Annotated in this window: 8 protein-coding genes; 4 read left to right on the forward strand and 4 right to left on the reverse strand. The window is 73.2% G+C overall.

The annotated features are described in order from the left end of the window. Positions 1 to 26: 26 nt before the first annotated feature. Positions 27 to 632, forward strand: coding sequence for a uridine kinase (locus AB0I29_RS17030; RefSeq protein ID WP_285100455.1), 606 nt, complete (start codon positions 27 to 29; stop codon positions 630 to 632). 52 nt (positions 633 to 684) lie between these two features. On the opposite strand, the gene AB0I29_RS17035 is transcribed toward AB0I29_RS17030, so the two are convergent. After that, the gene (locus AB0I29_RS17035; protein ID WP_285100454.1) at positions 685 to 1638 is read right to left on the reverse strand and encodes a sulfotransferase; all 954 of its coding nucleotides are present in this window, start codon (positions 1636 to 1638) and stop codon (positions 685 to 687) included. Between the two features lie 88 nt (positions 1639 to 1726). Continuing rightward, the gene (locus AB0I29_RS17040) at positions 1727 to 2479 is read right to left on the reverse strand and encodes a VOC family protein (RefSeq protein ID WP_285100453.1); all 753 of its coding nucleotides are present in this window, start codon (positions 2477 to 2479) and stop codon (positions 1727 to 1729) included. 224 nt (positions 2480 to 2703) lie between these two features. Between AB0I29_RS17040 and AB0I29_RS17045 the strand changes: the two genes are divergently transcribed. Continuing rightward, a complete protein-coding gene (locus AB0I29_RS17045; RefSeq protein ID WP_357483455.1) occupies positions 2704 to 3816 on the forward strand; it encodes a hypothetical protein in 1113 nt (370 codons plus the stop codon). Here AB0I29_RS17045 and AB0I29_RS17050 read toward each other — a convergent pair. Beyond that, on the reverse strand, positions 3798 to 4958 hold the full coding sequence (locus AB0I29_RS17050) for a hypothetical protein (RefSeq protein ID WP_357483458.1): 1161 nt from the start codon (positions 4956 to 4958) through the stop codon (positions 3798 to 3800). The genes AB0I29_RS17045 and AB0I29_RS17050 overlap by 19 nt on opposite strands. A gap of 147 nt (positions 4959 to 5105) precedes the next feature. Further along, positions 5106 to 6473, reverse strand: coding sequence for an NAD(P)/FAD-dependent oxidoreductase (locus tag AB0I29_RS17055; RefSeq protein WP_357483461.1), 1368 nt, complete (start codon positions 6471 to 6473; stop codon positions 5106 to 5108). 40 nt (positions 6474 to 6513) lie between these two features. Here AB0I29_RS17055 and AB0I29_RS17060 point away from each other — a divergent pair, with 40 nt between their 5' ends. Further along, positions 6514 to 7917 (forward strand): amino acid permease, encoded by a 1404-nt coding sequence (locus tag AB0I29_RS17060; protein ID WP_357483464.1) that lies wholly within the window; start codon positions 6514 to 6516, stop codon positions 7915 to 7917. Positions 7918 to 7992: 75 nt separating this feature from the next. Continuing rightward, the gene (locus tag AB0I29_RS17065) at positions 7993 to 9177 is read left to right on the forward strand and encodes a metallophosphoesterase family protein (RefSeq protein WP_285100448.1); all 1185 of its coding nucleotides are present in this window, start codon (positions 7993 to 7995) and stop codon (positions 9175 to 9177) included. Positions 9178 to 9311: the final 134 nt, after the last annotated feature.

Raw genomic sequence — 9311 nt, forward strand, 5'->3', positions numbered from 1 at the left:
GCAGGATGAGCACACGCGTCGAACCCGTGAGCGAGCCGCTCCTCGTCGAGCGTGTCGTCGGGCTGGTGCTGGGCCGGGGTGCCGCGAGCGGCGCCCCGGTGCGGCTGCTCGTCGACGGGCACCCGTCCACGCGTCCGGACCGGCTGGCCGACGCGCTCGTCGCGCCCCTGGAGGCCGTCGGCCGGCCCGTCGCGCGGGTCGGGGTCCGCCACTTCCTCCGCCCGCGGTCCCTGCGGCTCGAACACGGCCGGGAGGATCCGGACAGCCTGCTCGACGGCTGGATCGACGTCGCCGCGCTGAACCGCGAGGTGCTGACGCGCGTCGTCGAGCGGGGCGAGTACCTGCCCAGCCTGCGCGACCCGGATACCGACCGCGCCACGCGAGCGGGATACGTCGGCGCGGGTCAGGGCACCGTCGTGGTGCTCGACGGCGCGCTCTCGGTCGGCCGCGGGCTCGACGTGGACGTCGCCGTGCACCTCGCGATCAAGCCGGCGACGCTCCGGCGCAGGACACCGCCGGACGAGGAGTGGGTGATCCCGGCCTACGAGCGGTACGACCGGGAGATCCAGGGCACGCCCGACCTGGTGGTCCGGGTCGACCATCCCGACCACCCGGCGCTCGTGCATCCCTGACGCGGGTGCGCCTCTGGCGCTGCCGCACCCCTGGCGCCGGTGGATCCCGGCCTCAGTCGCCGCTCGCGGCGTTCGCCTCGACGTAGCCCCAGCTCTCGCACATCGGGCGCAGCTCACGCGGGATCGCGTCGGGGCGCGGGATGCTGCGCCCGGGCTGGACGGTGCCGGTGCGGATCTTGTCCCGCCAGTCGCCGATGCCCTTGTGGAAGTCGCCGTGGTCCTGCTCGCCGTAGGCGATCATGCCCGGCTCCCACGGCAGACCGAGGAAGTCGCAGATCCGGTGGAACTCGGCCGTCGGGTCCTCGGTCACGTCCTCGTAGCGCACGGTGAGGCCCGGCAGCCGCCGCCGGACGTCGTCGAGCGCCCTCATGTATTTCAGCGTGTGCAGGACGGCGCGGTTCATGGGCCGCCGCGCCGGGTCGGCGTCGTGCCACGAGCGCGCGATCGACACCGGATGGCGCAGCAGGAAGATGAAGCGGGCGTCCGGCCAGCACGTCGCGAACCGGTCGGCGGCGAACACGTTGCTGGGCGTCTTCTCCACGATGACGTCCTTGCCGCTGCGCAGCAGCTCCCGGTGGAGGATCCGGTCCCACAGGATGTGCTCGACGTCAGCGGTGTTGTGCCCCAGGGCCTTCATCGCCCGGCGGGCGAGCGGGGTCGTGAGCTCGACGGACAGCCGCCTCACGTGCGTCTCGACCGGCGCGTGCACCCGGGAGTGGCTGTCCAGCACCACCCGCAGCAGCGTCGACCCGGACCGGGGTGCGGAGAGCACGAACACCGGGGCCACCAGCAGGCGGTCGGCCGGGTCCCGCGGCGGGCGCACCCCTGCCTTCACGGGCCGGCCCGCACCGCTCGTCCCCGCTCCGCCCGCCGGTGCGCCGCCGCCCGTACCTTCCCCGCGGTCCCGGGCGCGCGGCACGCGCGTGACCCGGAGGCCCGCATGCTTCTCGAGCGCGGTGGCACAGCGGCGGGCGAGCTGCGTGCCCGTCTCTCGCAGAGTGAGCATCCCGACTCCGTTCGCGCGACCCACCGCCCTCCACCGTGGCACGACGGGTGGCCCCCCGCTTCCCGGAGCCGGAACTTAGCCCTCCGGGTCAGAGCACCAGGCAGAACGGGTGGTTGGCCGGGTCGGCGAACACGCGGAAGCCCGAGCCCTCGCCCGGCAGCCGGGTCGCGCCGAGCGCCAGCACCGCGGCCTCGCCGGCGTCGAGGTCGGGCACCCCGATGTCCAGGTGCACCTGCTGCGGATGCGCCGGGTCCGGCCACTGCGGTGCGTTGTAGTTCTCCACCGACTGGAACAGCACCGGCCGGTCGCCGCCCAGCATGGCGACGCCGTCGGCGTCGTACGCCACGGGGGCGCCCAGGACGTCCGACCAGAACCGGGCGAGGGCGGACGCGTCCGGGCAGTCGAAGGTGGGACCCATGACGGTCACGCCGTCGGACTCCTCCTTGAGGCACAGGTCGAAGGGGTGCCCCGCGAGGTCGGACAGCGTGATCCACCGCTCGTTCTCCCGCAGCACCGTCGCCCCGAGCTCCACCGCCCGGGCGCTCGCGGCGGCCAGGTCGGGCACGTACAGGTCGATGTGCGCCTGCTGAGGGTGCTCCTGTCCCGGCCACTGCGGCGGGACGTGGTCGGGCGCGAGCTGGAACGCGACGTCCCACCGGTCCGGGGTCGTGACGGTGATCCAGTCGTAGTCCGTGAACTTCACGGCGCCACCGGTCAGGGCCGTCCAGAAGCCGGCCTCGACGTCGAGGTCGGGGACGTCGAGGACCACCGATTTCAGGACGCCCACGCCGTCGGGCACGGGGCGGTCGGTCTCGGGTCCGGTGGAGGTCGAATCGGTCATGGTCCAGCCCTTCGGGAGGTCGTCGCACGAGGAACGCTTCGAACTACTACCTTGCACCCAGCCACTGACACTCCCCAGCAGATAAGTTGCGCAGCGCTGTCCACCGGGTTATCCACAGCATGCACCGCTGGCGACCGGCACCCGCGCGGAGTTATCCACAGATGTTGTCCACAGTCCTGTGAATTGTGTGGTCCTGCCCGGTGAGCAGCGGACACACTGTCCCGGTGAACGACACCGTCGCCCTTGCCGAGGCAGCCCTGGCGGAGGCAGCACTGGCCGAGACCGCCCTCGCCCCGACGTCGGGCGGCGTCCGCCTGACCGACCCGGTCGACCTGGGCGGCTCCGCCCGCTCGCAGGTGCTCCGCTGCCGGGTCGACGGTGCGGAACCGGGCGCCCCGCGCACCGTGATCGTCAAGCGCTTCCTGTCCGACGACGGCGCGTTCGTCCGCGAGACCGTCGGCCTGGACCTGTGCCCCGGCACGCCGGCCCTGCTGGCGCAGGACCCGGAGCACCACCTGATCGTCATGTCCGACCTCGGCGACCTGCCCACCCTGGCCGACCTGCTCCTCGGCGACGACCGCGACGCGGCCTGGGACGGCGCCCGGACCTGGGCCCGCGCGCTCGGCCGCACGACCGGTGGCTCCCGCGGCCGGGTCGCCGAGGCGCGCGGCCGCCTGGCCGCCGCCGTGCCGTGGGACGCCGACGCCGACCTGCGGGCCGGGCTCGACCGCCTGCTCGACGTGCCCGGCACGGCAGCGCGCCGGACCATGGTCGAGGCCGAGCTCGCCGCGGCCCAGCACCTGCGTACCCCCGGTACGGCCGCGATCGTCACGCCCACGGACACCTGCCCCGACAACGCGGTGCTCGGCCCGGACGGCTGGCGCTTTCTCGACCTGGAGGGCACGGACGTCCAGCACGCGGCGTTCGTCGCCGCGTACGCGCTGCTGCCCTTCGCCACCTGCTGGTGCGTGTTCGACCCGCCGCCCGGCCTCACGGACATGCTGCTGACCGAGCTCACCGCCGGCCTGGCCGACCACGCGCCCGACATCGTCGCGGGGCCCGGCTGGGACACCTCCGTGCGGCAGGCGTGCGCGATCTACCTGGTCCTCGTCACGGGCTGGCTGTGGAAGAGCACCCTCGCGGGCCGCGAGCTGGTGGGTCCGGCGGGCAGGTCACCGTCCTACCGGCAGCTCATGGTGTCCCGCTGGCGCTGGGGCGCGCTCAACCTGCGCGACGACCTCCCGGCCCTGGCGGCCGCGTTCGGCGACGCCGCGGCCTGGGCGCTGGACACGTGGGGGCTCGAGGTCGAGCCGACCGGCTACCGCGCCTTCCGCTGACCCCGGGCGCCGAGTGCGGTCGTGACGACGGTCCACGGCCGCCGGGCCAGGCGGGGCAGCCAGCCGCGCTGCTGCTCGGCGCCGAACGTGCCGTCGGCGGCCACGGCCTCCGCCGGCACGACGTCGGACGTCGCGAGCGCGAGCCCTGCGACCCCCGGCTCGTCCGCCGCGTCGATCTCCGCGACGAGCGCCCGCACCCGCGCGGTGATGTCGTCGACGATCCGCTCGACCTCCTCGATGGGCCGGCCCGCCGGGTCGTCGAGGGGCCAGTCGAGGTAGCGGCGTCCGGGGAAGACCGGGCACGCGTCGCCGCAGCCCATCGTCACGATCACCCCGGAGGTGCGCACGATGTCGTCCGTGAGCTCGCGCGGGAACTCGATGAGCCCGTCGAGGCCGCGGCGGGCGAGGACGGTCTCCGTCATCGTGTCGGGCTCGGACACCGGCCGGGTGCCCGCGGTGCGCACGCGGATGCGGTCGCCCGCGAGGCGCCGCGTCACCGCCGCCGCGATCTGGGACCGGCCGGTGTTGTGGACGCAGACGAACAGCACGTCGCGCGGCGAACCGTGCGTCACCTCGGCCATGGCGGCGAGCCGGTCCGTCGCGAGCCACGCGGTGAGCGCCGGTACCTGCTCGGACGATCGCACCTGCCTGTTCAGCGCGGCGTAGCACTCCCGGACCAGCCGGTCCACGGTGCCGGCGCCCGCGTTGGCGGCGAAGGTGACGGCGAGCGTGTCGGCCAGCCGGTCGAGGAGCGCGTCGTGGTCGCGCGCGTCGAGCGTCGCCTCGCCGGGGTACCGAGGGGCCGCGAGGGCCGCCCCACCGAACCGCGCGATCCCGCGGGACGAGACGCGGTACAGCGCCGCGTTCGAGGGCACGGGCCCGACCACGGCGACCAGCCCCACGGCGACCAGCGCCTCGAGGTGCTCCCGCACGTCCATGACGGCGTGCGCGGCGGCGACGCTGCGCGGCAGGTCGCCGGCCTCCGGCCCGCCGGGGACCGGGTCCACCGGAGCGGCGCGCAGCACCAGGTCCTCGGCGGTGCAGCGGCCCGCCGGGTGCGTGAGCAGATCGGCCAGCAGACGCAACCGATCGGGGTTCGCCATGGTGAGTTTTTGTGCCGAGCGCAGCTCGTCCGGGGTCATGGGTTTCTCCTTGGCCGACGGCGTTGTGGCCGAGCGCCAGGAGTGAGGCTACCGCGCCGTTTCGCCGGGCAGCGCGCCGAGTCTGTCAAGTGAGCGGGGGATGTCCGAGCAGCGGGCGACTCGGCGGGGCCTACGGGGGTGAAACGCTCAGGGCCGCCGGGCGCCCGTCCGGGGCGGCCGGACCGTCGGCACGTCGCCCACGATCGGGATCGGACGCCGGTGGAACGGGAACCCGTACCGCGTGACCAGGCCGGCGAGGGTCGTGACCCGGTTGCGGGGCCCGATGAGCGACATGATGTGCACGAACAGCCACACCATCCAGGCGAGACCCTTGGTGATGCGCAGCGGGCGGCCCCCGGGCAGGTTGATCTCGGCGATCGCGGCGCGGCGGCCGATCACCGCCATCGTGCCCTTGTCCACGTAGCGCAGCTCCTGCAGGGGCTCGCCGTCGAGCAGGGCGCGGATGTTCCGGCCCGCCACGAGGCCGCCCTGGATCGCGGGCTGGGCGAGCTGCGGCAGGTCCGACGGCGAGATCGCGATGTCGCCCGCGGCGAAGACGCCCGGCAGGCCCTCGACCTGCATGTCGTCGCCGATCTTGATGCGGCCGCCCTCGTCCTGCGGCAGGCCCCAGTCGGCCACCTCGTCGTGCACGCGCACGCCGGCGGACCAGACGGTGAGGTCGGCGTGGATGCGGGTGCCGTCGGTGAGGACGACGGCCTCGCGCTCCACGGCGGCCACCCCGGCACCCAGGTGCAGCGAGACCCCGCGGTGCCGCAGCTCCTTGGCCGCGTAGGACCGCAGCTTGGGCGCGAACGACTTGAGGATCTCGCCGCCGCGCTGCACCACCTTGACCTCGAACGCGTCGCCGTGGATCTCCGGGTAGGCGGGCGCGAGGCCCGCGGTCCGCAGCTCCGCGAGCGCGCCCGCCACCTCGACCCCGGTGGCGCCGCCGCCCACGACGACGACGCGCAGGCCGTCGTCGGCGCGCTTCGACTTCGCGGCCTTCTCCAGGCGGATGAAGAGGTTGTCGCGGATCCGCATCGCCTGCGAGCGCGAGTACATCGGGAACGAGAACTCCTTGGCGCCCGGCGTGCCGAAGAAGTTGGTGGTGACGCCCGCCGTGACCACGAGGTAGTCGTAGCTGATCCAGTGGTCGTTGAGCAGGCGGATCTTCTTCGCGGCGGGGTCGGCCTCCACCAGGTGCTCGTGGACCACGTGCACGTTCTTCTGCTTGAGCCGCAGGCCCCGCAGGAAGTAGGTGACGTCGCCCGGGTTCAGCCCGCCGGTCGCGACCTGGTACAGCAGCGGCTGGAACGTGTTGTAGACGCGACGGTCGATCAGCGTGATCCGTACGGGTGCGTCCTTCAGCGCCCGGACCGCCGCCATGCCGGCGAACCCGCCGCCCACCACGACCACGTGCGGCAGCGGTTCGGGGTCCTCGCTCAGGGTCTTCTCGAGGCCGTATTCCTCGTCGTCCTCAGGGGTGTGCACGGGGGTGTGTGCAGATTCGGTCACAGGCACGAGTCTCTCACCGCCCGGGTTACCGTGGTCGGTCGTGAGCACCACCGACCACCAGACCGACCCCGCCGAACCCGCCGCCCGCAGCGAGCAGCTGGCCCATGGCCTGCGCACACGCCACCTGACCATGATGGGTCTGGGCTCCGCGATCGGCGCGGGTCTGTTCCTCGGTTCCGGCCTCGGCATCGCCGCCGCGGGCCCTGCCGTGCTCGTGAGCTACGCCATAGCGGGCGCGATCGTTGTGCTCGTCATGCGGATGCTCGCCGAGATGGCGTCGGCGCTCCCGTCGAGCGGCTCGTTCTCCGTCTACGCGGAGGCCGCGCTCGGGCGCTGGGCGGGGTTCCTGCTGGGCTGGCTGTACTGGTTCACGATCGTCATGGTGCTCGGCGTCGAGGTGACCGGCGTCGCCGGGATCGTGCACGGCTGGTGGCCGGCGGTGCCCCAGTGGGCGGTCGCGGCCGCCGTCGTCGCCGTGTTCGGGGCGGTCAACCTGGTGGGCGTGCGCCAGTTCGGGGAGGCCGAGTTCTGGTTCGCCACCGTCAAGGTCCTGGCGATCGTCGGCTTCCTCGTGCTCGGCGTGCTGATCGTGGTCGGCGTGGTTCCCGTGTCGGGCAGCGTGCTGGGGGAGTGGGCCGAGTACGGCGGGTTCGCCCCGGCCGGGCTGCCTGGGATCGCGGCGGGCCTGCTCACCGTCGTCTTCGCCTTCGGGGGCATCGAGATCGTCACGATCGCGGCCGCCGAGGCGCGCGACCCGCAGTCCGCGGTCGCGAGCGCCACGCGCACCATCCTGTGGCGCATCCTGTTCTTCTACGTCGGCTCGGTGGCGATCATGGTCGCCCTGATCCCGTGGACCGACGCCGCCCGGCTCGAGTCGCCGTTCGTGTCCGTGCTGCAGATGGCCGGGTTGGACGGCGCGGCGCGGCTCATGGAGGTCGTCGTCGTGCTCGCGCTGCTGAGCGCGTTCAACGCCAACGTGTACGCGACGTCCCGCATGCTGTTCTCGCTCGGCGGGCGCGGCGACGCCCCGGGGGCCGCGACCCGGGTCTCCCGCCGCGACGTGCCGTGGGTCGCGGTGCTGGTCTCGGTGTTCTTCGGCGTCGTCGCGGTGCTGCTCAACTACCTGCTGCCGGAGTCGCTGCTCGGGGTGCTGCTGAACGCCGTCGGCTCGGCGCTGCTGGTGGTGTGGCTGCTGGTCGTCGTCTCGCAGCTCCGGCTGCGCCCGCGACTGGAGGCCGCGGCGGCCGAGCGGGGCGAGACCCTGCGCCTGCGCGCCTGGGGCTACCCGTGGCTGTCGTGGGTCACGCTCGTGGCGCTCGTCGCGGTGGTGGGCCTCATGCTGTCCGACGCCGCCGCCCGGCCGCAGATCGCCGCGACCGCCGGACTCGTGGTGCTGATCCTGGTGGTCTACGTGATCGCGCGGGCGCTGCGCCGCGTGCGGTAGGCGTTCAGCAGACCGTCACCGGGGGTCCACCCGGTGGTCGGGCGGCCGCCAGCGGGGCCCTCGATCGTCGTCGGCATGACTGAGAACACTGCGGACGGCGTGGACCGCCGGACCTTCCTGTCCCTGAGCAGCCTCGGCGCGGCGGGCGTCGCGACCGTGGCGGCCGCCGGAGCGGCAGCGCCGGCGGAGGCCGTGGAGCTGAGCCGGCACCCGCAGCGCGCGCTGCGGTTCGGGCGGGACGGGAAGTTCAAGATCGTCCAGTTCAACGACACGCAGGACGACGAGAAGATCGACCGCCGCACCCTGGAGCTCATGCGCGCGGTGCTCGACGACGAGCGGCCGGACCTCGTGATCCTCAACGGCGACAACATCACGGGCGGCTGCGACACCCCGCTGGAGATGCACCAGGCGATGAACAACGTGGTGCAGCCCATGGAGGAGCGTGCCATCCCGTGGGCCATCACCTTCGGCAACCACGACGAGGACTCGACGCCGAACAGCGGCGTGGACGAGGCCGACATGCTGGCCTTCTACCGGTCCTACCGCTACAACGTGAACGGCCCGACGGCGCGCGGCGTCACCGGGCAGGGCAACTCGAACCTGCTGATCGAGGGCCGGAACGGCCGTCCGGCGTTCAACCTCTGGCTGCTCGACTCGGGACGGTACGCCCCGGAGACGCTGGCGGGCCAGGACTTCGACGGCTACCCCCACTGGGACTGGCTGCGCATGGACCAGGTGAAGTGGTACTACGACACGTCGGTGCAGGTCGAGCGCCGGGCCGGGTACGTGGTGCCGGCCCTCATGTTCATCCACATCCCGCTGTGGGAGTACCGGTTCATGTGGTTCGGCTCGGTGGACGGGCGCACCGACGCCGACCACGAGCGCGGCAAGGCCCGGCACCGCATCGAGGGCGAGCGCAACGAGGACGAGTGCCCCGGCCCCTTCAACTCCGGCATGTTCTCCGCGATCCAGCACCGGGGCGACGTCCGCGGCGTGTTCTGCGGCCACGACCACGTGAACACCTACTCGGGCGACTACTACGGCGTGCTGCTCGGGTACGCGGGGAACACCGGGTTCGGCACCTACGGGCTGGGCGGCGCCGAGCGCAACCGCCTGCGTGGCGCCCGGGTCTACGACCTCGACGAGTCGGTCGACGGCGTGCTGACCGGCACCCGCATGCGGTTCGCCGGCGAGTACGGCATCGACCTCACGGCCAACGACCAGTGGATGGAGCCGCTGCCGCTGCCGAGGGGCAAGTAACCCCGTGTCGGACCCACAGGCTGGGGGTCAAGGAGCGGGCCCTGAGCTGACCCGGCCGGCCGGTTCGCCCCGGTCGACCTCCCCTTCGAGACCCACGTCTCGTCGCTCTCGACAGCCGGAAGCGCAGAAACGTG

It is taken from the genome of Promicromonospora sp. NPDC050262 (assembly GCF_040655935.1).
In the GTDB taxonomy this organism is placed as follows: domain Bacteria; phylum Actinomycetota; class Actinomycetes; order Actinomycetales; family Cellulomonadaceae; genus Promicromonospora.

Bases quoted from the DNA above. Each gene is read 5' to 3' on its own strand.
- AB0I29_RS17035 (WP_285100454.1), bottom strand. From the start codon at position 1,638: ATGCTCACTCTGCGAGAGACGGGCACGCAGCTCGCCCGCCGCTGTGCC.
- AB0I29_RS17040 (WP_285100453.1), bottom strand. From the start codon at position 2,479: ATGACCGATTCGACCTCCACCGGACCCGAGACCGACCGCCCCGTGCCC.
- AB0I29_RS17050 (WP_357483458.1), bottom strand. From the start codon at position 4,958: ATGACCCCGGACGAGCTGCGCTCGGCACAAAAACTCACCATGGCGAAC.
- AB0I29_RS17065 (WP_285100448.1), top strand. From the start codon at position 7,993: ATGACTGAGAACACTGCGGACGGCGTGGACCGCCGGACCTTCCTGTCC.